Source organism: Neobacillus niacini, from assembly GCF_036961885.1.
Classification (GTDB): domain Bacteria; phylum Bacillota; class Bacilli; order Bacillales; family Cytobacillaceae; genus Neobacillus; species Neobacillus niacini_H.
This window is the reverse complement of record NZ_JBALNQ010000036.1, coordinates 1,323-27,235: the sequence shown is the minus strand read 5'-3', so window position 1 is coordinate 27,235 and position 25,913 is coordinate 1,323. Positions and strand designations below refer to the sequence as shown.

Genomic DNA, 25,913 nt, shown 5'->3' with positions numbered 1-25,913 from the left:
TATGGCTCCAATTAAACCAATTCGCCGGTTAAAAAGGCCAATAAAAATCGAAGAAATAGTAGCTAAAAATGAGCAGCAAATGGAAGAGAATAAAGAAATTTTAGATACCTCCTTTACACACCTGAGGTCAGAAGTGGAAAATGCCTTCGGAAATTCAGCTGATTTGCGAGTACTGGAAGGCAGAACTGCGGATAAAGATGTTCTAATTTTTTATTTAGAGAGCATGGTTAATGCAAAAAGTTTAAATGAAACAACGGCTAAATTCCTCTCTCCAAGTCATGTATTCAGTGATAACTTGAACACGGTTAATGAGTTAACCTCCTATTGTAAGGAAATCTTTGGTGGGGCAAGCTATCAACTTATCAATAACACAGATGAAATATTTTCTGCAATTATCAATGGAAGCCTTGTTATTGCCATGAACCACTTAGACAAAGCGATCTCGGTTAATATGCTGACAGATGAAAAAAGGTCAGTAACAGAACCCTCTTCGCAGACAGTGGTCAGAGGACCAAAGGATGGGTTCATTGAATCCATTTCGACAAATGTGAGCCTAATTAGAAGGAGGATCCGCAATCAAAATCTTCATTTTGAACGATACACTATCGGTGAAGCTACACAAACACCAGTTTATATAGGGTTTGTAAAAGGAATTGCAAACGAGGCAATCCTCGAAGAAGTTCGTAACAGGATAAAGAAAATAAAAGTAAGTGCTATTTTTGAAAGCGGCAATATTGAAGAGTTAATCGCAGATAAATCTTTCACCTTGTTTCCACTAGCATTAAATACGGAGCGTCCTGACACTGTGGCTGGGAACTTAATGGAAGGGAAAATTGTCATACTTATTGATGGGACACCCTTTGCCTTGCTTGTTCCTGCTGTTTTTGTAAATTTTTTTGAGATGGCCGAGGATTATTACTCATCGTTTTTCTTAGGTTCCTTTATAAGAATAATTCGCTATCTTTCCTTTATGATTGCATTATTAACACCGTCTTTATATGTTGGGATCCTAACGTATCATCATGAATTGCTGCCTACTACCTTATTATTAAGTGTAATTGCACAACGAGAAGGAGTACCATTTCCGGCTGTCGTGGAGGTTTTAATTATGGAAATTACCTTTGAAATTTTAAGAGAAGCAGGGGTAAGAATGCCAAGAGTTATCGGACAAATGGTTTCAATCGTTGGTGCACTCGTAATCGGTCAAGCCGCAGCAGAGGCGGGGATTATTTCAAACATCATGATCATCATTGTCTCGATAACAGCAATTGCTAACTTTGTATCTCCTGTATACAGTTTTGCAGCTGCATCTAGATTGTTACGCTTTATGTTGATCATTTTTTCGGCTAGTTTAGGTCTATATGGAGTATTACTTATACTTGTTGCGATGGTAGCTCATTTAAGTTCGCTCCGTTCATTTGGGGTTCCTTATTTAGCCCCGATTGCCCCATTTATTATTGAAGACCAAAAGGATGTCTTTGTGAGGGCTCCATTTTGGAAAATGGAAAAGAGGCCGAAATATTTAAGGGATGAATCAGAACAGAAAGTATTTACTTCACAGCCTTCACCGCCGCCAATGAAAGGTGGGAATAGCGGTTGAAGTTCAAAAATCTAGTTTTCATTTTGGTAATCGTAATAATTTTGGGCGGCTGCTGGGATCATCGAGAATTATCAGAAATAACCGTTGTCGTCGGCATGGCGATTGATAAAGGTCAAGATAATCAATACAAACTGACTGTTGAGGGAATTAACGCTATGGAATTAAATAGTAAAACTGCATCTGGATTCGCCCCATCAATCGTTTTCACACTTGAAGGAGAGACATTGGCGGAATTAACTAGGAAAATGAATATTGGTATTTCAAAGTATTTAATTTATTCTCATATGAAGGTTCTAGTCATTAGTGAGGAAGTTTTAAAAGAGGAAATGATATATTTTCTAGACTTTTTAGAAAGAAACCGGGAAATTAGAGACGATTTTAACATTGTGACAGCCCGCCATGTGGAAGCAGCTGATATCTTAAGGACCACCTATCAAGTACAGAAATCATCCTCCTTAAAACTCCATACACAACTAAATTCTCTAGTGGACAGTTGGGGAGGGGATCCAAACATTCGCTTAAATGATATCATTCAAACCTATACCTCTCCAGGCAAAAGAGGTGTGATGACTGCATTAACGATCCGAGGGAAGCCTGAAAAAGGTGGAAGTGTAGATAATATGAACAAGACTACACCAGATGCTATGGTGGTTGTTGATTCATTAGCCATCCTTAAAAAGGATAAACTCCTTGGTTTTTTGCCGATTAAAGATACTCGAAATTTTTTATGGATTACAAATAAGTTAAATAAAACGGAAGTATCAGTGATCTGTGCTAAGGAAAGAAACCTAGGTGTTCGGGTTGTCAATACCCTAACCAAAACTGAAGCGAAATTAATAAATGGAAGAGCAGTGATTAACCTGAAAGTGCGTGGTGAAGCTTATATAGAAAGTGCTCAATGTAAGGATGATTTGACTCAAGTCGACACGTATGAAAAGTATGGAAGACTAACAGAGAAGAAGATAAAAAGGGATTTAGAGGCAACTATTGATAAGTTACAACAAGTATACAAGGCAGATATATTTGGCTTTGGGGAAGTACTATATCGCCAAGATTATAAAAATTTTAAACGTATAGAAAAAAATTGGGATGAATATTTCTCAGATGCGCTTGTCAATGTTGATGTACATATAAAATTGAGAAGATCTGGAATTCGCACAAAAAGCATATTTACTGAAGTAAAATAATTGGTAAGCCATTTCTTGTCAGGAATAAACTCCTTATGGAAATGGTTTACTTCATTTTCTAAACACTTGTCCCTAAAATTTTTTTGCAGTCACATATCACACTTTAAATTTATTGGTCAAATAACTGATCATACATAATGAACATGCCTACACCAACTACCTAAAAATGAATATTTTATTTTAACAGGTAAACTATCACTAAAAAGGTGATGAAATCTTTGGTGGGTGCAATTGATGAAATCTATTGTTTTTTTAGGTACCAACAAATCAGGATCAAGCTATGAAGGAATTAAAGCAGCAAAAAGGTTAGGTTACGAGACAATTCTCCTAACAAATCGAACTATTTTTCTAGAGGAAAGGGAGTGTTTTCAAGAAATAGATGACGTAAGGCTAATAAACATGTCAGATACAGAAGAAATATTTTCTGCGGTAACTGATCTAATTGTTGAGGAGAAAAAATTTGTCTGTTTTATTAGCTTTTTAGATGAGTACACGTATTTGGCTGCCACGTTAACAAATATTATCTGCAACTCACCTCTTACGATAGAACCATTGAAAATCATGACGGATAAAATTTTAACAAGAAACTATTTATCAGGAAAAAGTTACAATCCTTTTTTTAGAGTATTGAATGCAACTGACACGATTATCGAGGAAATAAATGGATTAAAGCATCAATTTCCCTTAATCATCAAAGCACCTCAATCAAATGGTTCTAAAGATGTAATACTTGTTGAAGATATTTGGGAATGCAAGAAGGCGATAAAACACCTTCACCATAAAAATTCTGATTCTCCTTTATTAATAGAGGAATATTTAAAGGGTCCACAATATTTGATTGAAGTGGTTGTATGTGATTCTACTGTAACGATTGTAGCAATTGTGGAACAGGAAGTAACGAAGGGTGAACGTTTTATTATTACTGGTTATTCTATCTGTCCTAAGATGTCATTAGAGCACCTGTCAGGGCTAAAAGAAACTGTCTTTTCGATTATGGAGGATTTCCAGTTTAGAAATGGTACTTGCCATTTAGAAATGAGATTAACAGATAAAGGCTGGAGGTTGATTGAAATTAATCCGAGGATGGCAGGAGGTGCTATGAATCGGATGATTGAAGAAGCATTCGGCTATAACCTAGCAGAGCAGACAATAAAGTTATACGCAGGTTTAGTACCGAAATTTACGAAGGAACATGAAAATGCAGTTTATACCCATTATTTAATTGTTGGTTCCATTGGAGAATTACTTAAAGTATCCGGGTGTGATTCAGCCAAAAAACAAGTCGGTGTAATTGAAGTTTACACGAAGGCAGAACAGGGGCAGATTGTCACACCACCACGATCAATGGGTCAACGGTATGGGTATGTTCTTGCGTCAGCAGATACAAAAGATCAAGCAAAAAAATGTGCTATAAATGGTGCTCATCAAATTCAATTTTACTTGCAGCCCATTTAAAGGATTGAAAGGAGGTTTAATTATGGGGGAAAATAATAATAATATATGTATTTGCCAGGACCTAGAAAGACTCTTGGAAGAACAGAAAAAATTATCTTTTGAGGATTTTCGTTTTATATGTGAAGACATTGGCTATGATACCATCCCATTTATACTCTCAAATGGAAAATGTGAATTTGAGGCTTGGGGGTGGACAAATAATGGAGATTTTTTTATAACCAAGTACTTTAGATTAGAAGCAATCGATAGTAATAAATGTTGTGCAACTTTATCTCTTTTAGAACCGGTAGACATAGATGGTTATCCTGTTGATAATTGTGATCTATTTTCGTTAAGAACAACAATGAATTGTGTTATCGTAGACCTCTCTTGTTTTACTTCACTACAACCACTGTCACCTCGTTTAGTAAATCGTCTTCTTCCTATAGTAAATCCAAAATGTTAACACCATTAGAAGCCTCTTAGAATGGGCTTCTTCTTTTTTTGGTAAAGTGGGTTAATTATCACATGTGTCTATCGCACATTTTTATTGCTTTGAATAGGATATAAGGAATTAATAAAAGGAGGTAATGTAAATGTCTGGTGTACATGGTGGGTTTGGCAGCGGCTTCGCCCTTGTTGTTGTATTGTTCATTTTGTTAATTATTATCGGGGCTTCTTGGTGCTGAGAAGTCATTTAGAATAAAAAGGAGGTCATAAATATGTATGGCTATGGTTACGGTGGAGGTTGTGGTTTTGGCGGCTATGGTTACGGCGGAGGATGCGGATTTGGCGGCGGTTTCGCGTTAATCGTAGTTTTATTTATCCTATTGATTATCGTAGGTGCAGCTTGTTTTAGATAAAATGAAAAGCGGAAGCGCCTTGACCAGAGGCGACCGGCATAAGACGAGCCGGCTGGAAGGTTGGTTTTTAACCTTCAAGACGGATTGGCTTATGACCCCGAGCCTCTAGGCGCTGCAGCTAGACAAAATGAAAAGCGGAAGCCCTCTTTATTCAAGAGGGCTTTTTTCTGTAGGAATAGGAACTGATTGTTTCCACTTTTTAAATTCATTAATTTCAGTTGATAATTTTTTTAATGTTAAGCTTATAACTGCCGCATCATCAAGTATTCCTACCCCAACAAGAAAATCGGGGACAACGTCTAATGGAGAGACAAAATATAGGATGGCCCCAATGATGATTAAGATTGTAGTAGGTGAAACTTTTCGATATTCTCCTTTTGAATAAGCTTGAACTAAATCGAAAAATAATTGCAGTTTTTCCCAGGCATCTCCTAATGTTCCTTTGTTATTTTTCGCCTTTAGGATTGCTTTCTTTAATAAGCCTTCTGTTTTTTGGGGATTATCAAGGTACCCCTTTGCCTTTTTACGATGTTTCTTTGTTTCAAGATCTATTTTTGGGTCAAGCATTAGATACACTTCCTTTAGAATGGAATACCTATTGTTAGTTTACCCATATTTTGAGTTTTCCCACAAACAATTTCTTCAACCTCGAAGCCTTCAAGTGTTTCTTTCTTTAGCAGGCAATCCACTAATTGCTGATACTGATTATGATGACTTTTAATCAGAATCTCTGCTTTTTCTAATCCTTTCTCAAACAATTCTTGCATCTTTGCTTCCTTATCCTGTTTGTTAAAGGTCAGGGTAAATCCATCTTGAAGCATGCCCGTATCCACCATTTGTTCGATAATTTGTTTTGCTTGCTGAACGTCACCACTGACGCCAATACTATGTTCGCCAAGAAGTAATCTTTCGGCTACTCCACCAGCTAATACCATAGCTACACGGTCTAACAAGTCGCTTGTTGTAGATAAATGAAGTTCTTTTGGTATGGGTGCCACATATCCGAGTGCCTCGCCTCGTGGGATGATTGTTGCTTTTCTAACAGATCCTGGTTTTGTTAACGATGCAACGATTGCATGCCCTGCTTCATGAATGGCCACACGACGCTTAGTGTCAAGATCTTGTAAAGACCGAGACGTACTTCCTAAAATAGTTCTGTCAAGGGCATAATCAAGATCAGCCTTCGTTAGTACATCTTGCCCGTTTCTTACAGCGCGCCTGCTAGCAGTTTCAAAAAGTGACTGCAGTTCTGCTCCTGAGAATCCGGAGGTGCTTTCAGCTAATCCATCTAAAGAGGCTAAAACTTCATCACTAAGTGATTTAGCTTGTGTATGAATATCGATAATTTCTCTTCTTCCTTTCGTATCAGGAAGTGGGACTTGAAAAGTAAAGTCTATTCTTCCTGGTCTTAGAAAGGCTTCATCGAGCATATCTTTTCTATTAGTTGCGGCAATAAACAGTAGTCCATCATTTGTATGACCACCATCAAGCTGTACAAGTAGTTCTGTTAATGTTTTTTCAGCTTCTTCCCCGCCGTGGATCTTTCTTTTACCAGCTAAGGCATCTACTTCATCAATAAAGATAACAGCTGGGCTTTGTTTTCTGGCAGCTTGAAACAATGAGCGAACCCTGCTGGCTCCAACTCCAACGAATAATTCATTAAAAGCAGAACCGCTTGCAGAAAAGAAGGTTGCATTTAATTCATGGGCAATCGCTTGAGCCAATAACGTTTTTCCTGTACCAGGTGGTCCATATAAAAGAATTCCTTTTGGGGGCTTTATCCCCATTTTAATAGCTCTTTCAGGTTCTTTGAGTGTTGTAAGGGTTTGAAGGATTTCTTCCTTCATTTCTTCCCCGATTCCACCAACATCTTCTAACCGAATGGATGGAAGTGGTCGTGCCTGAGATACACTATTTTTCATTGTGTTAGAAAGTCCAAAGCCGCCTTTTGTTTTTTGAAGAGCAAAAGCTGCTCCAACAAGGGCTGCTAAAACACCTGCCATGATCCATTTTCCATACCGGCTGCTAGATGAAAATGAATAATTGATATTATATTTTTCAACTAGCTTGCTAACCATTTGGCTATTGGGGGGGACATGTGATACGTATTTATGGTCACCAGCTTCGAGATAAAGGCTGCCATCTGAATGCTCAGTTAGTGTAACAGATTTCCCATTTTGGTTTTGAATGGTACTTTCTACTGAAGAAAAAGGAATTTCCATTTTATTATTTGTGATTTGAATAATCCACGCAATTCCTGCGATTAATAATAGTAACGCTACAATGAGCGGAATAATCTTTGAAACTATTTTTTTACTTTGATTCATGTATACTCATCTCCTTAAACAGAGTCTTACTCTATTATAAAAGGAAAATCACAAAAGAGGAGGTGGGAATGGGTGGAAATGAATTTCCAGTTAGATTATTTTAGGATTGCAAATTTCACCGCGAGACTATAAGATTAAGGGTACGAGAAAAATTTTTTGAGTTTTAAAGGCTATTTTCGTAAAAATTGTTGTTAAAATCTTAATGCCGATTTTAACGTGGAAATAGATATTTTGCGCTTAAGAATTTAGTTTGCAGGCTCTTTTCTTATTAAATATATGCTATTTTTTGCGGAAACTTAGCAAGGTCATTAATCTTTGTTCTAAAAAGAAACAAAGTTTAAGAAAAGAGCTTAGTCAAAAGAGAGGAATTTGAAATGGGTAACAATTTAAAAGAAGAAGTATTATCGCGCAGAACGTTTGCGATAATTTCTCACCCGGACGCCGGGAAGACTACGTTAACAGAAAAATTATTATTATTTGGTGGAGCAATCCGCGACGCAGGAACCGTAAAAGCAAAAAAAACAGGTAAGTTTGCGACAAGTGACTGGATGGAAATTGAAAAGCAACGTGGAATCTCTGTAACATCCAGTGTTATGCAATTTGATTATAATGATTTCCGAGTCAACATTTTGGATACTCCCGGGCACCAGGACTTTAGTGAAGATACCTATCGTACATTAATGGCCGTAGATAGTGCCGTTATGATTATTGACTCTGCTAAAGGGATTGAGGAACAAACATTAAAGCTATTCAAAGTGTGCCGTATGCGTGGAATCCCTATCTTCACGTTTATTAATAAACTGGACCGTCAAGGAAAAGCACCGCTAGAGTTACTGGCTGAATTAGAAGAGGTTCTTGGAATTGAAACCTATCCCATGAACTGGCCAATTGGTATGGGCAAAGAATTCCTTGGAATATACGACCGATTTTACAATCGAATTGAACAGTTCAGAGTAGGTAAAGAAGATCGGTTCATTCCTTTAAATGACAAAGGTGAAATTGCAGGTGAGCACCCTCTGAAAATGTCTGGGCTTTATGACCAAACACTTGAAGAGATTATGCTATTAAACGAAGCTGGTAATGAGTTCTCTGCGGAAAAGGTGAAAGATGGTAAAATAATACCTGTTTTCTTTGGCAGTGCATTAACTACTTTTGGAGTTCAAACGTTTCTTGAGACCTATCTGCAATTTGCTCCACCTCCGATGGCACGTAATTCATCAATTGGAGAAATTAATCCACTTGCTGAGCAGTTTTCAGGTTTTATCTTTAAAATTCAAGCAAACATGAATCCTGCACATCGTGATCGGATTGCATTTGTTCGGATTTGTTCAGGAAAATTTGAACGGGGAATGACGGTAAATATTCCTCGATTAGGGAAACAAATGAAGCTCTCTCAATCCACTTCTTTTATGGCTGAGGAAAGAAGTACGGTTGACGAGGCAGTCAGTGGGGACATAATCGGTCTTTACGATACCGGTACTTATCAAATTGGTGATACAATAACGTCTGGAAAAGATAATTATCAATTTGAAAGACTTCCCCAATTTACACCAGAGCTTTTTGTCAGGGTTTCAGCTAAGAATGTTATGAAGCAAAAGTCATTTTATAAAGGTATCCAGCAGCTTGTTCAAGAAGGTGCTATTCAGCTATATAAAACAGTAAAAACAGATGATTATTTGTTAGGTGCTGTTGGGCAATTACAATTTGAAGTTTTTGAGCATCGAATGAAAAATGAATACAGTTCTGAGATATTGATGGAACATATGGGTTCTAAGATAAGCAGATGGGTTGAGGGAGAGGTTGTAGATGAAAATCTATCGAGCTCTAGAAGTCTGCTTGTAAAAGATCGCTTTGAAAATTATGTATTTTTATTTGAAAATGATTTTGCCCTTCGTTGGTTCCAAGACAAAAATCCAAATGTTAAGCTTTATAACCCGATGGATCAGGATGAATAGAAGTGACGGGATTTACCTCCCGTCATTTTTTTAAATATAAAATACTGAAAATTCAGACTAATAACTTGACTATATTTTTAGATCCAACATACAATTAGTACAAATGATTATCAAACTATAGGTTGGAGGGATAATAATGGAGAATGGATATTTCTTTACAGGATTTCCGGGATTTATTTGCAACCAATTAATTCGTGAAGTATTAAAAAGGAATGATTTCAATGGCGTTGTTTATGTTCTCGTTCTTAAAGGGATGATGGATAAAGCAAGGAATGAGCGAAAAGCAATTGTTTCAGAACTAGGACTGGAGGAAAAGGCTTTTGTCATTATCGAAGGAGATATTACCGTGCCATTTCTAATGATTAATGCTGATGACCAAGAGAGATTAAAAGAAAAGGTTACCCATGTCTTCCACCTAGCAGCGATTTATGATTTAGCGGTACCAAGAGATATTGCTTTTAAAATTAATGTAAATGGGACTGATAATGTAAATAAATGGGTAAGAGAGCTGACTCATGTAAAACGGTATGTATATTTTAGTACTGCTTATGTTGTCGGGGAACGTGAAGGGACCCTCTATGAAACAGAGCTTGTTCGGCCAACCAGCTTTAAAAATCACTATGAGGAAACAAAATTCGAAGCTGAAGTATTGGTAGAAAAGCTAAAAGAAGAAGTTCCGATTACGATTATCCGTCCTGGAATTGTCAAAGGTCATTCGCAAACTGGTGAAACCATTAAATTTGATGGTCCCTACTTTATAATGAATTTTTTGGAGAGGTTAAAATTTCTGCCACTTCTTCCGAAATTGGGTAAAGGTGAAGCATATGTAAACTTGGTACCAATTGACTATATTATACAGGCTACGACCTATCTTAGTTTCTTTGAAAGTGGTGTGGGAAAGACCTATCACTTAACGGATCCACGTCCTTATCGTGCCTCTGATATTTACAGTTTTATGATGAAGGAATTAATGAACAAACAACCTAAAGGCACACTCCCATTAACTGTTGGTAAATGGTTTCTTTCTTTCAAACCGATGAGGAAATATCTTGGGGTAGAAAAAGAGGCACTTGATTATTTTACATGGATGGGTCATTTTGATTGTACTCAAACAATGAAAGATTTAAACGGGTCAGGAATTGAATGTCCAGATTTTAAGGAAGGCATAAAACCGATGACAGCCTTTTACCTTCAACAAAAGAATAATCCAAACTATCAAGTACCGATTTTATAAAAAAATAAAAATATAAATATTTTTCGCTTCTCTTGTTTATTCAAGGAGTTACTGGAAAAACTAAACTGGAAGTAACTTACAGTAGAAGCGGGATAGTAAAATGAAGAAACTTAGTAAATTAGAAGCAGTATTATGGAGTATTGCCTTTCCAGGGTTTAGCCAGCTATTAAGTGGTCAGTATATCAAAGGTCTTTTATTTGTAATCCTAGAATTTATTATGAATGTAAACAGTCATTTTAACAGTGCCATCATGTACAGTTTCTTAGGTGAAATTGATAAAGCAGAAAAAGTAATTAATTATCAATGGCTGTTGTTTTATCCTTGTGTGTATATGTTTTCGATGTGGGACGGATATCGTACAGCAATGCCAGCAACTGAAAAGTATTCCTATTTGCCATTTACTTTTTCTGCTTATATGGTCACTGTTGGCTTAATGATTTCGCCAAAGGTTACCATTTTCAATGTTCATCCAGGGCCAGTCTTTTTACCTATGCTGTTTGTAATTCCCGGATTACTGATTGGCTTCATATTAATATGGATATTGAAGTCTCGAAATCCAACTTAGCTTCGAATCAGAAATGGTTTGAAGCTTTTTTTGTTAAAATTTTTTTCTGCCCCCATAAACACGTACTAATTAGACGTAACTCTTTAATGAAAATAGCCGTTAAAAATCCTTTTGCCAAAGCAGTATTACAAAAAAGTATTGATAAAAGCTATTCACCCCCAGAAAATCCTCTTTAACCTTCGTATGGTATAATTGGGTTATAGTGAGGTGAGGCAATGCTAGGTTTATTGTTTTTAACTAAAAGTAAAAAAAGAACATTAGAGGAGTCGGTCTTATTAATACAAGAAGGGGACCGCTCACTGCTAAATGAAATAATAGATGCATATAAACCATTTATTGCAAAAAACGTTTCTTCCGTATGTAAACGATATATCTATGAAACCGACGATGAATTTAGTATTGGTCTTATTGCGTTTAATGAGGCAATTGAGAAATATTCCCCGGAGAGGGGAAGTTCGTTGCTTAGTTTTTCTGAAGTAATAATCAAAAGAAGAGTAATTGATTATATTCGAAAACAAACGAAAAATCAGCATACGAGTATCGACTTAACTTACTCTTCACTAGAAGAAGAGTCTGCAGGCATGGTTATCGTGAATGAGCTATCATTCGAAGAATATAAGAAAAAAACAGATGAAGAACTAAGGAAAGAAGAAATTATTCAATTTCAAGAATTATTAACAACTTTTGATTTGAGTTTTAGTGATTTAGTTGTGAGTTCACCGAAGCATGCAGATGCGAGAAGTAATGCTATCATTGTAGCGAAAACATTAGTTGAAAATAGTGAGTTGAAAAACTTTTTATTTGAAAAAAAGCGGCTTCCGATTAAGCAGCTTGAAAAAATGGTTGAGGTTAGCAGAAAGACGATTGAACGGAACCGTAAATATATAATTGCAATTGCACTTATATTATCCAGTGATTATTTATATTTAAATGATTATTTAAAGGGGGTGCTAGATACATGAGAAAAGGAATTGTAATGAATGTGGATGATCCTTATTTGACTTTATTAACCCCAGAAGGAGAATTTTTACGTGCCCGAAAACAAAATAGACCCTATACGGTAGGAGAAGAAATTGATTTTTTTCCGGTAATGGATTCGATAAGCAGTAAATACCCAAACCCATTCAAAAACTTTTTTAAACTTAAAAGCGTCTGGATGTCAACTGCAGTTTTGCTCGTTTGTTTTGGATCCATACTATCAGTGTATCAAAGTAATAAGGCATATGCCTACATGGCTATTGGTACAGATACAAGTATTGAATTAGGACTCAATAAAAAGATGCAGGTTGTGGAATTAAAGGGTTTTAATGAAGAGGCTGAAGGAATTATAGGCCAACTTGATGATTGGAAGAAAAAGGACGCGGCAGAATTAACTGCAGTCATACTCTCAGAATTAAAAGATGAAGGGCTTCTTGCACCAGCTGAACCTGTAGTTATTTCAACCGTTCAAACACAGCAGCTTAAGGAAGAGGTAGTGATTAGGCTGCAGGAAAATATCGATAAAATTAAGAAAACTACTGATAAGCGGGTTGAAGTGAACCAATATACTACTACTAAAGAGGAATTGGAAAAGGCTGAACACTCAGGCGTACCAGTAGGGGTTTATCATCAACGGAAAAATTATACAGCGAAAAGCAAAGAGAAATTAAAATCAAAAGAGAAAAGTACTTCCCCTCAACAATCAACATTACCATCAACCCTGCCTCCAGGTCAGGAAAAGAAACTAGATGAAAGTAATGTTTCGGAAAGTAACAACAACCAAAACGCACAAATACAAATGGAACAGAATGATAATCATCAGAATAATACAAACGAAAATAAGAATATAAATGCGAATGGAAACGGACAGGACAAAGGAAATCAGGCAGCAAATCAATCAAACAACAACAAGAATAATGAAAAGCAGAACCGTCCTGAAAAATATAATAATCGTCAAGATAATAAGTCAAATGAGAAAAACAAAGCGAATAATCAAGAAAAACATCGTAATAAATAAGTCCGGCAAATATGCCGGACTTTTTCCATGTTATTTAGTTATTGTTGTTGACCCGACATTTGGGCTTGAGCTTGTTTTACTAAACGTTTTGTGATTTCGCCACCAACAGAACCATTGGCACGTGAAACTGTATCGGAACCAAGATTTACACCAAACTCCTGTGCAATTTCATATTTCACTTGATCAAGGTATTGCTCTATGCCAGGTACTAATAATTTATTGCTGCTATTAGCCATTTTTTTCAACTCCTTTATTTCAATACAGAGAATGATCCTACAATCTCTGTACTAGTAGTATGATTAAAATCTTTTTTTTCATAAGTGGTAATGTTTTGCGGATTTGGATATTTAATCACTGCCCTTACTCACATCTTTATCTGGGTGCATAAAAGGATATGCTTGGGGTTTCTTCTTACTCTCAAGTAATTCACGATTTTCTGCTGTATTCCAACCGATGTCATTTGTAGGGTGAACCCATTCATCTCCAGCCATAATTTCTGGGTCAGTGTTTTCTGTCCAATTTTCCAATGGAGAATTAGGTGAAACATATTTACTATCCCCTATGACTACACCGTGTTGGTTTTTGAAGGGAGGCTGCATTTTAATTCCTGTACCCTCGAAACTTGGCGCATTGATCTGGTGAGGCAATGTCTCATTAAGACTTAGTTTATTAGGTGATGGATTATCTTTTTTTTTCAAATCTCTCACTCCTATTTTTTCTTATTTTTCACTGGATGAACAAATTTATTTATGAAAAATAAGGAAGTGATTGAATCCCATCTTTTGAAGAAAACTAATCATGTAACATCAAGGCTCTTTTCTTAAACTTTGTTGCTTTCAGGTAATAAAATTTATATTTTTGCTGTATTTTCGCAGAAAACAGCAAAAATTCGATAAGAAAAGAGCTTGCAAACTATATTCAAAGTCAAAAAAATTATTATTGCCACGTTAAAGTCGGCTTTAAGACTTTAACTACAATCGTTACGAAAACAGCCAACATCAATATAGGAGGGAAAGAAAATGGCTAAACGAAAAGCAGAATACAATGCAGTAGAGAAATATTCAAAAACACCCCATAAAAATGTTCAAGAAAGTGAATTTTCAGCAGAATTCACTGATAATAATAACGCCATTAGATTTGCAAACCGCAATTCGAAGCAAGGGAAAAAAGGAAGAAGTTAAAAAATAGCCGGCTCTTAGCCGGCTATTTTTTACTTCCAGTAAATGAATAGATTAGTGTCCCTTTGTTTCCAGGGTCAAAATATGCTACTAAATAACAGAGCTTGTTATCAATTAGTCCAGTTTCTAAGTAAACAGCAAGATCGAAATTTAGTTCTTCAATCATTGTGTGCTTATATATATCCTTTTCATCAAGACCTAAATTCAAAAAATCTTGTCCCAATAGCAATGGGTTTTCGATAATTTGTTTATAAATACCAACCCTAGTCTGTTTATTCGTGCTTTGCTCCCACCAAGGCTTCCTTGGTTTATATTTGTGGTTAATTAAATAATCATATTTCATTAGTGAGGTGATGATATCAAGGTCATTTACTGCTCGATTTTCAAGAAAGCTGAATAATCTACGGAATAAATCCTCTAATTGGTGACCAATTCTCGACCAGCCCATATCGTCCCAAAAGGTACCGAACTCTTGGAAAAAATCAAAAGGGGATGGAAACACCCTTGTTACTAAATACTCAATTGTATGATTCATCCGATGATCATTCCAATATTTTTCTAATACATCTTCCACTTGTTTGATTCTAAGAATATCATCAAAGGGCAAGACATTATTACTTAAAATTTCATATGGGGAATGATCCATATATACATATTCATGTTCAGCAGCACGAAGTCTTAGACCCGTGCCTCGTAGCATTTTTAAAAACCCGAGCTGTAGTTCTTCGGGGCGAAGTTCAAAAACATCATTAAACGTTTTACGAAACGATGCGTAATTTTCCTCAGGCAAACCAGCGATTAAATCTAGGTGCTGGTCAATTTTTCCGCCATCCTTCACCAGCGTTACTGTTCTCGTCAATTTATCAAAATTTTGTTTGCGCATGACAAGCTCATTTGTATAATCATTTGTTGATTGTACCCCTATTTCGAAGCGGAATAAGCCCTTCGGAGCTTCATTATTCAAAAATTCAATAACCTCGGGTCTCATGATATCAGCGGTAATTTCAAATTGAAAAACTGTCCCTGGAAGGTGTTCATCAATGAGAAAACGGAACATTTCCATTGCATAGCTTCTGCTAATGTTAAAGGTCCGGTCAACAAATTTTATGGTTTTGGCGCCATTTGCCATTAAATAACGAATATCATCCTTGATTTTTTCTCTGTCAAAATAACGGACCCCAACTTCAATGGAGGAAAGACAAAATTGACAGCTAAATGGACAACCTCTGCTTGTTTCGATATAGGTAACACGCTTGCCTAAATGAGCCTTATCTTCGGAAAAGCGATAAGGGGATGGGAGTTCCTTGAGGTCGAGTTTATTCATTTGTGGGGTGATTTTTACTTGACCATGCTTACGGTATGCAATTCCGTGGACATGATTGTAGTTACAATCCCCGCTCATTTCGGTAAGCAATTGTTTAAAGGAATATTCGCCTTCACCCATTACAATAAAGTCAACATTTGGAGTTTTTTCCATCCATTCAATCGTATCATAGGTTACTTCCGGACCGCCAAATACAATCTGAATAGCTGGGTCTACTTTTTTAAGCATATTGACAACCTTAATGGTTTCTTCAATGTTCCAGATATAACAACTAAAGCCAATGATATTTGGTTTTTGTTGATAAAGGTCTGAGACGATGTTTATGACTGGATCCTTTATCGTATATTCTTTTAATTGTATGTTAAATTCAGGCGCCGCATAAGCCTTTAAGTAACGAATTGCAAGGTTTGTATGTATATATTTAGCGTTTAATGTACAGCAAATAACGTTCATATTAAAACTCCTTTAACAAATTAAGAAACAATATTATATTATATCCCACTTTTGGATAAAAGGTAAACCTGAACATTATCGGTGGCTGTTGTATTACAGAATCATTTCTGTTATACAGAGAAGAATACATACAAATGAACGTTTTTTTCAGGATTTAAAAAGGTGTTATAGGAATTTTTTTGGATATGTTTGATTTTTATCACAGCGTAATTAAATATATTGTCCTACAATGAATTAGGGGAATTTATTATTTTATGTATTTTCTGTCTTTTGAACAAGAAGGGGAGGACACTATGTCAATTTTACCGAATAAAAATGAGCTGGGGTTCTTTGAGATTCGCCTGGAATCAATTGGGGGTCTTGGAGCGAACTTGGCTGGAAAAATGCTGGCAGAAGCCGGAGTATTAGGTCTAGGTCTGAATGGATCTAACTTTTCATCATATGGCTCTGAAAAGAAAGGGTCACCTGTTAAAAGCTTTATCCGCTATTGTGACCCAGATGTTGAAATAAGAGATCATAGCCCAATTGAACAACCACATATTGTTGCAGTTTTTCATGAAGCACTTTATAAAACGGTTGATGTAGTCAGCGGACTAAATGCTGATGGCATCGCACTTGTAAATACAGCTAGAGAATTTGATGAAGTTAGACGGGATTTAAAATTAGAATACGGTAAACTTGCTATTGTAGATGCGTTGACGATTGCAGTTGAGGAAAAAACAAAGGTAAACACAGCGATGTTAGGTGCGTTATATCGTATTTGTGACTTCTTGGACCCGGATTCAATGCGGAAAGTCATAAGAAAAACATTTGAAAAAAAATATCCGCACCTCGTAGAACCTAATATCCGCACATTCGATCGCGGATATAATGAAGTACAATTTAAAACCTATGCAGTCCCTGAAGGTGCAGAAGGCAAAAGTTTCAGTCGGCCACTGCCGCAATTAGGGTACATGACTCAAGAAATGGGCGGAGTAATGACCGCACAGGCAAATAGTATTTTAAAGGATTTAAGTGGGTCTAGACAAGGATTTCTTCCACAGTTCCAGCAGGAAAAATGTATCCACTGTGCTGCATGTGATAATGTCTGTCCTGATTATTGTTTCGTATGGGAAGCTGGCGAAGATAAAAAGGGCAGAAAGCAAATGTTCCTTAAAGGGATTGATTACCAATATTGTAAGGGCTGTTTAAAATGTGTGGAGTCTTGTCCGACTGATGCGTTAGGCGATCTCCGTGAAATGATTGACTATGCTGAAGCTAACCGTGTAAAACAGAACTTTCCGTATCTTGCAGGGGGGATTTCATAATGGCAATGTTAGAAGATCAAATAACAAAAACAGCTGTTGCTGAACAGCTGTCAACCTTTGAATCAGGAAATGAAATGGCTGCGATGGCAGCAGCACAAATCAATTATCATATTATGGGCTATTTCCCTATTACACCTTCTACTGAAGTTGCCCAATTTTTAGATCAAATGAAAGCCCGTGGCGAGCATGATATTAAGTTAATTCCAGCGGATGGCGAGCATGGATCTGCGGGTATTTGCTATGGTGCTGCTGCAACTGGTGCCAGAGTTTTCAATGCAACAAGTGCAAATGGTCTGCTTTATATGATTGAGCAGCTTCCAGTTCAAGCTGGAACTCGTTTTCCAATGGTAATGAACCTGGTAACGCGTGCAGTTAGTGGACCACTGGATATTAGGGGCGATCACTCTGACCTTTATTATGCTTTAAATACAGGCTGGGTCATCTTAACTGCAAGAACACCTCAGGCAGTCTATGATATGAATATAATGGCGCTTAAAATTGCTGAGCATTCTAAGGTCCGTTTACCAGTTATAGTGGCTTACGATGGATTCTTCACTTCTCATCAGAAGCGTCGAGTGGAATACTTTAAGGATCGGAAGGTAGTTCAAAAATTTGTTGGAGAGTGCCCGACTGATTATAATTTTGCTAGAGATCCAAAGAAACCAGTAACGATCGGTGCACATATGAATGGGGACGATCTAATCAATAACCATTTCCAACAATCTGAAGCCATTTATGCTGCAGGTGAAGTCTTTAAAGAGGTAGCCGCCGAATACGCAAAAATTTCAGGACGTGAATATCCAGTTCTTGATTTATATAAAATGGAAGATGCGGATGTAGCATTATTTTTATTAAACTCCGCTGCCGAATCAGCGAAGGATGTTGTTGATCAATTACGTGCCCAAGGAATTAAGGCAGGAATAATTAGCCCAAATATTATTCGTCCTTTCCCTGCAAAGGAAATCCGCAAAGCACTTAAAAACGTTAAAGCATTATTAGTTGGTGAACGCGCTGATTCTTATGGTGCAAATGGACCGAATTTAACACATGAAGTGAAATCTGCCCTTCAAGAAGACCGCGATAATCAAACGATCGTACTCAGCCGTGTATTTGGACTTGGAGGCAAGGATTTCTACGCAAGTGATGCCGAGAAGTTTTTCGAAATGACGATTGAAGCAATGGATAAAGGTTTTGCTGAAAAACCATTTGATTACTATGGTCATGTACCGGGTAATCCTGAAAAAGTTCTTAAACCAGTGATTACACCACAGCATGGTGATGTATATAATTCTGGTTTAATCGATGTGAAAATGGATGAAGTGACAAATAAACTTAAGGTAAAAATACCGCCGCTCCGTGCGCTTACTGCTAAACCGAAGCGGATTGCTTCTGGACACGGAGCATGTCCAGGCTGTGGTATCTTTGCAGGTCTAGAATTGTTCTTTAAAGGAATAGAAGGTGATATCGTCACATTATTCCAAACGGGTTGTGCATATGTAACAACAACTTCTTACCCGCATAGTTCTCATAAACAAACGATGATTCATAACTTGTTCCAAAATGGTGCTGCAACATTATCAGGTACACTTGAAGCATTTTTAGAATTAAAGCGCCGTGGCGAAATTGAAGTTTCCGATGACGCAACGTTTGTCATGATTACCGGAGATGGCGGTATGGACATTGGAATGGGATCTGCCATCGGAACAGCCCTACGTGGACATAAGCTGATTATGCTTGAATATGATAATGAAGGATATATGAATACAGGCTCTCAAATGTCTTATTCCACACCGATTGGGCATATGACAAGCACATCAGGAGTTGGAAAAGCCCAAAAAGGAAAAGGATTCCATCATAAAGATACTGCACAAATTATGGCGGCAACCAATATTCCTTACGTATTTACAGGTGCGGAAAGCCACCCTCAAGATTTAGTTAAAAAGGGTGCGAAAGCACAATGGTACGCACAAAATGTAGGAACAGTTTATGGTAAGATTTTGATCACATGTCCACTAAACTGGAAATCTGAAGACCGTTACGGTGCAACTATTTTGGAGCAAGCTGTAAATTCATGTTTCTTCCCGTTGTATGAGGTGGAACAAGGTGTTACGAGCATTACTTACAACCCAGAGGATAAAAACAAACGTGTTCCTATTTCTGAATGGCTTAAGTATATGGGTAAAACAAAACATCTATTAAAAGAAGAGAATAAATCTATTTTAGAAGAATTTGAAGCTGAAGTTGAAAAGAGATGGCAACGTCTTAAAGCAAAGAATGAAAATCCGTTCCTTTAACAGTAGAAAGGTAGAGCAGGAAATTTCCGCTTTACCTTTTTATTTTTTCATAGGATAAAAGAACAACAAAACTTTACGAAAATTTTAGTGAAAAATACTTACCAAAATGATTGTTGGGTGCCTAAAAGAACTGTCGAAAGTACAAAAAAACTCACGAGGAAATTGTCGAAATTTGCCGCAAAATGCTTGTTTTGTCTACTTTTGCGAAAGTGTTTACTTTTACTTTAAATCTTGTCATAATTCATCAAGTAAACAAATTATTTAGCAATTTAGTGTAAAAGAGTAAGGAGTAGGTGGAGAAAATTGTACACGGATGGTAACAACCCTTCTGAGATGCTTGATGCGATAAAAATTAAACGTGCACTGATGATTAATTGTGCGAATTCAAAAGGTTTTACAAGTGAAGAGACAATTAAATATAGCCAGGAGCTTGATGTTTTAATAAACGAATATCAAAAAGCCTCCAGGCAGTTCTCTCAACCAAATGAAGAAGTGCGGTTTGCATTTAATCAAATGGTAATGGTTTGGCCAAAGGTTTTTGTTTGAAAAGTATCAATTATGAAAACCAATACGATAAGATTTCAATTGCACCTATTAAGGTGCTTGCAAGAAGGCCTTAGTTTTGCCGATTTTTGGACAACTATAAAAATGGCAACAAGAAGGCCTTCAGGCGCAATATGAAAACCAGTTTCCAAACACTTCCCACAAAACGTCCACCAAAGTAACCTCAACTTTCATTTCTATGAATAGTAAACAGTAAATTAAATACAAAATTAGACAGAAACTGTGATTTTTATCATTTGTTTATATATGAATTTTCCTTATATTTAATTTAGCTGTATTGTTAAGCATTTCACTAACATCATGAAAATCAACTTACCTTATACTTCTAGATTCTCCTCAACTATGTAAATTTATCAACTGAAAAAAAACCAACCATTGTTTGGTACTATGCTTGTGTTGCGATTCATATATCGTAATATGGCATTTTTTATAACCAAAGGAAGCAAACGCTTTCAAAAAACATAGCAAATATGGGGGAGGGTAATTCCTACATGCACATTGTCGTATGTGTCAAACAAGTACCAGATACAAAGATAATTAAAATTAATCCCAAAACAAACACACTCGACCGCCGTAGCGCACCAGCCATTTTAAATCCTTATGATGCCCATGCTGTTCAAGAAGCTGTAAGCATTAGAGAAAAGACTGGCGGTACGATCTCGGTTTTGTCAATGGGACCACCGCAGGCAACTGCAGTTATTAAAAAAGCTGTTGAAATTGGGGCAGATCAAGGCTATTTGATAACAGACCGAGCCTTTGCAGGGGCAGATACACTAGCAACTAGTTATGCCCTATCCAAAGCATTAGAGAGAATCAACAAGGAACTTCCTGTTGATATGGTAATTTGCGGCAAGCATGCAATTGATGGAGACACTGGACAGGTGGGTCCTGGTATTGCCAGAAGAATGGATATACCGCCTATTACAAATGTAATTGAAGTAACTGAGGTTAACTTAGATGAAAAAACGGTGTTAATCAAACGAAAGCTATCAAATGGATATGAATTAATTCAGGCGGAATTGCCATGCTTGTTGACCGTTGAAAAAGAAGTGAATCAGATTGAATACTCTCCAATGCCAAATATGATTAAAGCAGCTAGATATGAGCCAGTCATCTGGGCAGTTAGTGATCTGGAAAATGTTGATCGGGCTCAGCTCGGGCTAAAAGGTTCGCCAACGATTGTTGGAAAAATGTTTACTCCACCACGTCCAGAAGGCGGGAAGAAAATCGAGGGTCCTGCTGATGAGCAAGTTAAACAACTCATGGATATCTTACTGGAGCAAAAAGACGTATTAACATTACAATCATCTAAACAATAAAGATTATTTCTTTTGATGCGAAGGAGGGGTTTACATGAATCTTGATGATTACCGTGGTGTCTGGATATTCATTGAACAAAATGGCGGTAAAATTGAAGGTGTTTCACTCGAACTGTTAGGAGCAGGTCGAAAGCTTGCTGACAAATTACAAGTACCATTAGCGGGATTTTTACTCGGGAGTGGAATAAAACCATTAGCCAACCAAGTAATCGCTTATGGTGCAGATGAAGTATACCTTATTGATCATCCGGTTTTGAAAGAGTATCGGACAGAATCCTACATGAGGGGTGTTATGCAACTAGTTCCAAAATACAAGCCTGAAATTATTCTCTACGGAGCAACTCCAAATGGAAAAGATTTGGCTAGTGCTGTAGCAACTGATTTAGTTACAGGTTTGACAGCTGATACAACCATGCTTGATGTTGATGTAGATAACCGGTTACTTGAAGCTAGCCGTCCTGCTTTTGGCGGTAATATTATGGCTACGATTCTTTGTAAAAAGCATCGCCCCCAAATGGCGACTGTAAGACCAAAAGTCATGAAGGCACTTGAGCCAGATACGGGTAGAACAGGTAAAATTATTGAGGAAAGCATTACCCTTAAAGAAGAAGATATGCGCACAAAAGTGCTGCAAATTGTGAATGACGTAACAAAAAAGGCGAATTTAGCTGATGCTCATGTAATTATCTGTGGTGGTAAGGGAATGGGGGATATTCAAAACTTCCAGATACTTTATGAACTGGCAGATACAATTGGTGCAACGGTTGGCGGAACTAGGGATGTGGTTGAAGCAGGCTGGTTACCGCATGAGCTGCAAATAGGTCAGACTGGCGAAACGGTAACCCCAAAAATATATTTTGCCATTGCCCTATCCGGCGCTATTCAGCATGTGGTTGGTATGAAAAATTCAGATTTAATCATCGCTATTAATAAAGATCCAAACGCACCGATATTTGATGTAGCCACTTATGGAATTGTAGGAGACGCATTGGAAATTGTACCTAAATTAATCGAGCAATTTAAACAGCTACGAAATCAAAAAGGCGGTGAAATGAGCTATGCCAGAAAAGTTTGATGTGATTGTTGTTGGGGCAGGTCCAGCAGGAACATCTTGTGCACTTGTTTGTGCCCGAAACGGCTTAAACGTATTGCTTATTGAAAGAGGAGAATATCCAGGCAGCAAAAACGTTATGGGCGGGGTCCTATATCGAAAGCAAATGGAAGATTTAATTCCAGAGTTTTGGAAGGAAGCTCCTCTGGAAAGGCCGGTTATTGAACAGCGTTTTTGGATGATGGATACGGAATCAGTCGTACAATTTGGTTACAAGGGCCTTGAATGGGGAGTTGAGCCCTATAATAATTTTACCGTTTTAAGAGCACAATTCGATCAATGGTTTGCGAAAAAGGCGGTTGAAGCAGGTGCGCTTCTAATCAATGAAACGGTTGTAACGGAGTGTATTGTTGAAAATGGAAAGGTAATTGGTGTTCGAACTGACCGGCCAAATGGAGAAGTTTATGCTGATGTCGTGGTTCTTGCGGATGGAGTTAACTCTTTGCTCTCCAAACAGCTAGGTTTCCATAAGGAATTCCGTCCGGATGAAGTGGCGCTAACAGTTATGGAAGTTATTAATTTGCCAAAGGAAAAAATTAATGACCGCTTTAACTTGGAAGATAATCAAGGGTGTACCATTGAGATATTTGGCGATTCAACAAAGGGAAATCTAGGAACTGCGTTTTTATATACGAATAAGGATAGTTTAAACATTGGAGTCGGTACCACTTTATCAAGTATGATCAAATCAAAAATGAAGCCATATGATTTGCTTGATTATTTAAAAACACATCCAATGGTTAAACCGATGCTGGCTGGCGGAGAATCTGCAGAATACCTGGCTCACCTCATTCCAGAGGGAGGTTATCGTTCAGTGCCGAAAGTAGCTGGAAACGGTGTAGTGGTTATCGGTGATGCTGCACAGCTTGTTAACGCTATTCATCGTGAAGGTTCGAACATGGCGATGCACTCTGGTAAGCTTGCCGCTGAAACTGTTATTGAGGCGAAATCCCGCGGAGACTATTCCGAATCTAGTTTAAATCTTTATCGTCAAAAGCTTTATGATAGCTTCATAATCAAAGATTTAGAGAAATATAAAGATGCCGCCCACACCTTTGAGAAGTACCCACAATACTTTAAAGAATATGTGCCGATGATGAACAAAGCCATGAGTAAATTCTTTACAGTCGATGGAACTCCGAAGCGTGAGAAGCAAAAGGAAATTATGAAGAGTGTAACAGCAGAAAGAGGAACGATTAAGGTTATTCAAGATATCTATCGTGCTTGGAAGGCGGTGAAATAATGTCAACTAAGAATATCGAAGAAAAACAGTATCTTCTTCGTTTTAAAGCTGATACAAAGTCACACTTAACCGTAATGGACGATGATATTTGTGCAACTAAATGCCCTGATAAAATTTGTACCATTTTCTGTCCTGCTGAAGTGTACAAATGGGAAGGGCTAAGGATGCAGGTTGGTTATGAGGGCTGTCATGAATGCGGCAGCTGTCGCATAGGCTGCCCGCACCAAAACATAAAGTGGGAATATCCAAAGGGCGGACATGGAATTGTCTTTAGATTAGCCTAAGCTCTTGAGGTTCTAGATTAAAACATGTTAGTTTTGTACTTTGTTTTATAGTAGTAGTGCACCCCATGCATGGGGTGTGCTATTTTTTTCCATAATCCTTTTGTTAGTTAAATTCAGAATATTTGTGTATAATTATATGGTATCAGGTACTAATATCTGATATAAAATAATTCATAGAACAAAACCGAATTTCACAACAATGGGGGATAATGATGTTAACAAATGATTTGGACTTTAGATTGGAGCCTAAACTAATAGACTTATATGAAGAGCATAAAAAGCGATCTGAAAAAATTGATTGGGGTTATCATGATTTCTTACCTTGGGATAAGGGAGTGGATTTCCGACGCGTTCCTTGGGAAGAAAGCCAGGTCACACTGCCTGCTCCCATTATTACTGCAGTTGAAACGGCGCTGTTAACCGAAGTGAACTTGCCGTGGTTTACATCTCATTTAGATCAAACATTTAAGGGCTCTTTAACGGTTATTAAGGATTTTGTCCATACATGGACTTCAGAAGAAGACCAGCATTCTAACCTGCTTGAAACGTATCTTTTACTTACACGTAATGTAGATCCGAAGCGACTACATCAATTACACAAGCAAACGGTTGAGAATGGCTGGAATCCGGATTATCATACGCCATTTGAAACCATGGTTTATACCTCATTGCAAGAATTGGCAACGATGGTCTTTTATAATAACGTTGCAAAAACAGCTGGTCCACATGATAAGGATTTAGCTAGTCTGCTTCACCGGTTAGCAAAAGATGAAACGCTACATTATGCTTTTTATCGAGACGTCATTAAATTTCATCTCCAATTGGAACCTAACTACTGTTATCATTTAGGACATGTTATTAAGAATTTCCAAATGCCTGGTACAGTGATGCCTGACTTTGAGGATCGTATGTCGATCATTGCAAAAGAGGCAAACTATGGTCCATTGGAATATTTTGATCAAGTGTTAGATGTTATTGTTAACTATTGGGAACTTGAAACATTACGGCCGATTGCACCAGAAGCAGAAAAAGCTAGACTGGACATCCTCAATTATCACGCCCGATTGAAAAGGGTCAGAGATCGTTTTTATAAAAATAAATAGAATAGGTTTTTTACTATATGTAGGTTTTTTCACAAGTGGGGGTAAAAAGAAGGAAAAGCAAAAGGGGAATATTTTTTCGGACTAAGATATTTTCTCTTGAACTTTTATTGTGGAAAGTTGGTCTTGTTGGCTTAATGAAACAAAAGAACAGGCGATATCATGCGCATTGTCCATCGATACCATACTTGGAGTGCAATAGAATGGTTTCTTCCAATTAAAATCACCTTCACAATTAGATGGATAAATACTTACTTTCCAATGATAGTAAATCTTTGGCTGTGATAACTGCTCTCCTTCAACTGCAATAAGCCAATGGGTAGAGGGTGAATCAATGTCATAAGATTCGAATTCGTTAAGTACTAACAGGTCATTAAAACCAATTGGAATTAATGTCTTTTGATAGAAGTCATGATAATTAGGGGTTTTCATGATTTAATCCTCCTTTGTAGTTGTATCTATATTATATGATAGTTTTCAAGGTTTTTTTAACAAGATTGTTAAAATTTTTCGAAAATTTTACAAATCATTTCTTAAAATAAGTTTGTTGATTTGTGCTCCAGGCACTTCGCTTT

General features: G+C 37.2%; 26 protein-coding genes. 20 read left to right on the top strand and 6 right to left on the bottom strand.

Annotated features, from left to right (window positions below; all coding sequences use genetic code 11):
* Nucleotide 1: 1 nt before the first annotated feature.
* The 6 genes from V7124_RS16010 to V7124_RS15985 all read left to right on the top strand — a co-directional run bounded on the left by V7124_RS16010 (nt 2) and on the right by V7124_RS15985 (nt 5,084).
* A complete protein-coding gene (locus V7124_RS16010) occupies nt 2-1,600 on the top strand; it encodes a spore germination protein (protein WP_335410487.1) in 1,599 nt (532 codons plus the stop codon).
* Nucleotides 1,597-2,787, top strand: coding sequence for a Ger(x)C family spore germination protein (locus V7124_RS16005; protein WP_335410484.1), 1,191 nt, complete (start codon nt 1,597-1,599; stop codon nt 2,785-2,787). Before V7124_RS16010 ends, V7124_RS16005 begins: the two co-directional genes overlap by 4 nt.
* Before the next feature lie 234 nt (nt 2,788-3,021).
* The gene (locus V7124_RS16000; RefSeq protein ID WP_335410482.1) at nt 3,022-4,242 is read left to right on the top strand and encodes an ATP-grasp domain-containing protein; all 1,221 of its coding nucleotides are present in this window, start codon (nt 3,022-3,024) and stop codon (nt 4,240-4,242) included.
* Nucleotides 4,243-4,264: 22 nt separating this feature from the next.
* On the top strand, nt 4,265-4,687 hold the full coding sequence (locus V7124_RS15995; RefSeq protein ID WP_335410480.1) for a CotY/CotZ family spore coat protein: 423 nt from the start codon (nt 4,265-4,267) through the stop codon (nt 4,685-4,687).
* 130 nt (nt 4,688-4,817) lie between these two features.
* A complete protein-coding gene (locus V7124_RS15990) occupies nt 4,818-4,910 on the top strand; it encodes a YjcZ family sporulation protein (RefSeq protein ID WP_335410478.1) in 93 nt (30 codons plus the stop codon).
* Nucleotides 4,911-4,943: 33 nt separating this feature from the next.
* Complete coding sequence (locus V7124_RS15985) at nt 4,944-5,084, top strand: YjcZ family sporulation protein (protein ID WP_335410476.1); 141 nt, start codon at nt 4,944-4,946, stop codon at nt 5,082-5,084.
* Nucleotides 5,085-5,231: 147 nt separating this feature from the next.
* Here the strand turns inward: V7124_RS15985 and V7124_RS15980 are convergent, their stop codons facing one another.
* Entirely contained in the window at nt 5,232-5,651 is a 420-nt protein-coding gene (locus V7124_RS15980; RefSeq protein ID WP_335410475.1) for a YkvA family protein, read from the bottom strand.
* Between the two features lie 14 nt (nt 5,652-5,665).
* Nucleotides 5,666-7,411: an AAA family ATPase gene (locus tag V7124_RS15975; protein ID WP_335410473.1), complete on the bottom strand. Its 1,746-nt coding sequence runs from the start codon at nt 7,409-7,411 to the stop codon at nt 5,666-5,668.
* Between the two features lie 374 nt (nt 7,412-7,785).
* Between V7124_RS15975 and V7124_RS15970 the strand changes: the two genes are divergently transcribed.
* From V7124_RS15970 to V7124_RS15950, 5 genes are all read left to right on the top strand, one after another.
* Nucleotides 7,786-9,366 (top strand): peptide chain release factor 3, encoded by a 1,581-nt coding sequence (locus tag V7124_RS15970; protein WP_335410472.1) that lies wholly within the window; start codon nt 7,786-7,788, stop codon nt 9,364-9,366.
* Nucleotides 9,367-9,502: 136 nt separating this feature from the next.
* Nucleotides 9,503-10,600, top strand: a complete 1,098-nt coding sequence (locus V7124_RS15965) for an SDR family oxidoreductase (protein ID WP_335410470.1) — start codon at nt 9,503-9,505, stop codon at nt 10,598-10,600.
* Between the two features lie 100 nt (nt 10,601-10,700).
* Nucleotides 10,701-11,165, top strand: a complete 465-nt coding sequence (locus V7124_RS15960; RefSeq protein WP_335410467.1) for a hypothetical protein — start codon at nt 10,701-10,703, stop codon at nt 11,163-11,165.
* A 215-nt stretch (nt 11,166-11,380) separates the two neighbouring features.
* Nucleotides 11,381-12,127, top strand: a complete 747-nt coding sequence (gene sigI / locus V7124_RS15955; RefSeq protein ID WP_335410466.1) for an RNA polymerase sigma factor SigI — start codon at nt 11,381-11,383, stop codon at nt 12,125-12,127.
* A complete protein-coding gene (locus V7124_RS15950; protein ID WP_335410463.1) occupies nt 12,124-13,161 on the top strand; it encodes an anti-sigma factor domain-containing protein in 1,038 nt (345 codons plus the stop codon). Before sigI ends, V7124_RS15950 begins: the two co-directional genes overlap by 4 nt.
* A 38-nt stretch (nt 13,162-13,199) precedes the next feature.
* On the opposite strand, the gene V7124_RS15945 is transcribed toward V7124_RS15950, so the two are convergent.
* Together V7124_RS15945 and V7124_RS15940 are read right to left on the bottom strand one after the other, a co-directional pair.
* Nucleotides 13,200-13,397 carry a small, acid-soluble spore protein, alpha/beta type gene (locus V7124_RS15945; RefSeq protein ID WP_192651805.1) on the bottom strand — a complete coding sequence of 66 codons (198 nt, stop codon included), beginning with the start codon at nt 13,395-13,397 and terminating at the stop codon, nt 13,200-13,202.
* Nucleotides 13,398-13,508: 111 nt separating this feature from the next.
* Entirely contained in the window at nt 13,509-13,859 is a 351-nt protein-coding gene (locus V7124_RS15940; RefSeq protein ID WP_420489495.1) for a DUF3905 domain-containing protein, read from the bottom strand.
* Nucleotides 13,860-14,180: 321 nt separating this feature from the next.
* On the opposite strand from V7124_RS15940, the gene V7124_RS15935 reads away from it, so the two are divergent.
* On the top strand, nt 14,181-14,342 hold the full coding sequence (locus V7124_RS15935) for a hypothetical protein (protein ID WP_335410458.1): 162 nt from the start codon (nt 14,181-14,183) through the stop codon (nt 14,340-14,342).
* Between the two features lie 22 nt (nt 14,343-14,364).
* On the opposite strand, the gene V7124_RS15930 is transcribed toward V7124_RS15935, so the two are convergent.
* Nucleotides 14,365-16,116 (bottom strand): B12-binding domain-containing radical SAM protein, encoded by a 1,752-nt coding sequence (locus V7124_RS15930; RefSeq protein WP_335490817.1) that lies wholly within the window; start codon nt 16,114-16,116, stop codon nt 14,365-14,367.
* Between the two features lie 293 nt (nt 16,117-16,409).
* Between V7124_RS15930 and V7124_RS15925 the strand changes: the two genes are divergently transcribed.
* The 8 genes from V7124_RS15925 (at nt 16,410) to V7124_RS15890 (ending at nt 25,341) form a co-directional block, all read left to right on the top strand.
* A complete protein-coding gene (locus V7124_RS15925; RefSeq protein ID WP_335490812.1) occupies nt 16,410-17,423 on the top strand; it encodes a 2-oxoacid:acceptor oxidoreductase family protein in 1,014 nt (337 codons plus the stop codon).
* Nucleotides 17,423-19,717, top strand: coding sequence for a thiamine pyrophosphate-dependent enzyme (locus tag V7124_RS15920; protein ID WP_335410450.1), 2,295 nt, complete (start codon nt 17,423-17,425; stop codon nt 19,715-19,717). Before V7124_RS15925 ends, V7124_RS15920 begins: the two co-directional genes overlap by 1 nt.
* 303 nt (nt 19,718-20,020) lie before the next feature.
* Nucleotides 20,021-20,263, top strand: a complete 243-nt coding sequence (locus tag V7124_RS15915; protein ID WP_335410447.1) for an aspartyl-phosphate phosphatase Spo0E family protein — start codon at nt 20,021-20,023, stop codon at nt 20,261-20,263.
* 509 nt (nt 20,264-20,772) lie between these two features.
* Nucleotides 20,773-21,600 (top strand): electron transfer flavoprotein subunit beta/FixA family protein, encoded by an 828-nt coding sequence (locus V7124_RS15910; RefSeq protein ID WP_335490808.1) that lies wholly within the window; start codon nt 20,773-20,775, stop codon nt 21,598-21,600.
* 34 nt (nt 21,601-21,634) lie between these two features.
* Nucleotides 21,635-22,675 carry an electron transfer flavoprotein subunit alpha/FixB family protein gene (locus V7124_RS15905; protein WP_335410443.1) on the top strand — a complete coding sequence of 347 codons (1,041 nt, stop codon included), beginning with the start codon at nt 21,635-21,637 and terminating at the stop codon, nt 22,673-22,675.
* Nucleotides 22,659-23,954 carry an FAD-dependent oxidoreductase gene (locus V7124_RS15900; protein ID WP_335410441.1) on the top strand — a complete coding sequence of 432 codons (1,296 nt, stop codon included), beginning with the start codon at nt 22,659-22,661 and terminating at the stop codon, nt 23,952-23,954. Before V7124_RS15905 ends, V7124_RS15900 begins: the two co-directional genes overlap by 17 nt.
* Entirely contained in the window at nt 23,954-24,238 is a 285-nt protein-coding gene (locus tag V7124_RS15895; RefSeq protein ID WP_335410439.1) for a ferredoxin family protein, read from the top strand. Before V7124_RS15900 ends, V7124_RS15895 begins: the two co-directional genes overlap by 1 nt.
* A gap of 212 nt (nt 24,239-24,450) precedes the next feature.
* Entirely contained in the window at nt 24,451-25,341 is an 891-nt protein-coding gene (locus V7124_RS15890) for an acyl-ACP desaturase (protein WP_335410436.1), read from the top strand.
* 81 nt (nt 25,342-25,422) lie between these two features.
* On the opposite strand, the gene V7124_RS15885 is transcribed toward V7124_RS15890, so the two are convergent.
* On the bottom strand, nt 25,423-25,770 hold the full coding sequence (locus V7124_RS15885) for a hypothetical protein (RefSeq protein WP_335410435.1): 348 nt from the start codon (nt 25,768-25,770) through the stop codon (nt 25,423-25,425).
* Nucleotides 25,771-25,913: the final 143 nt, after the last annotated feature.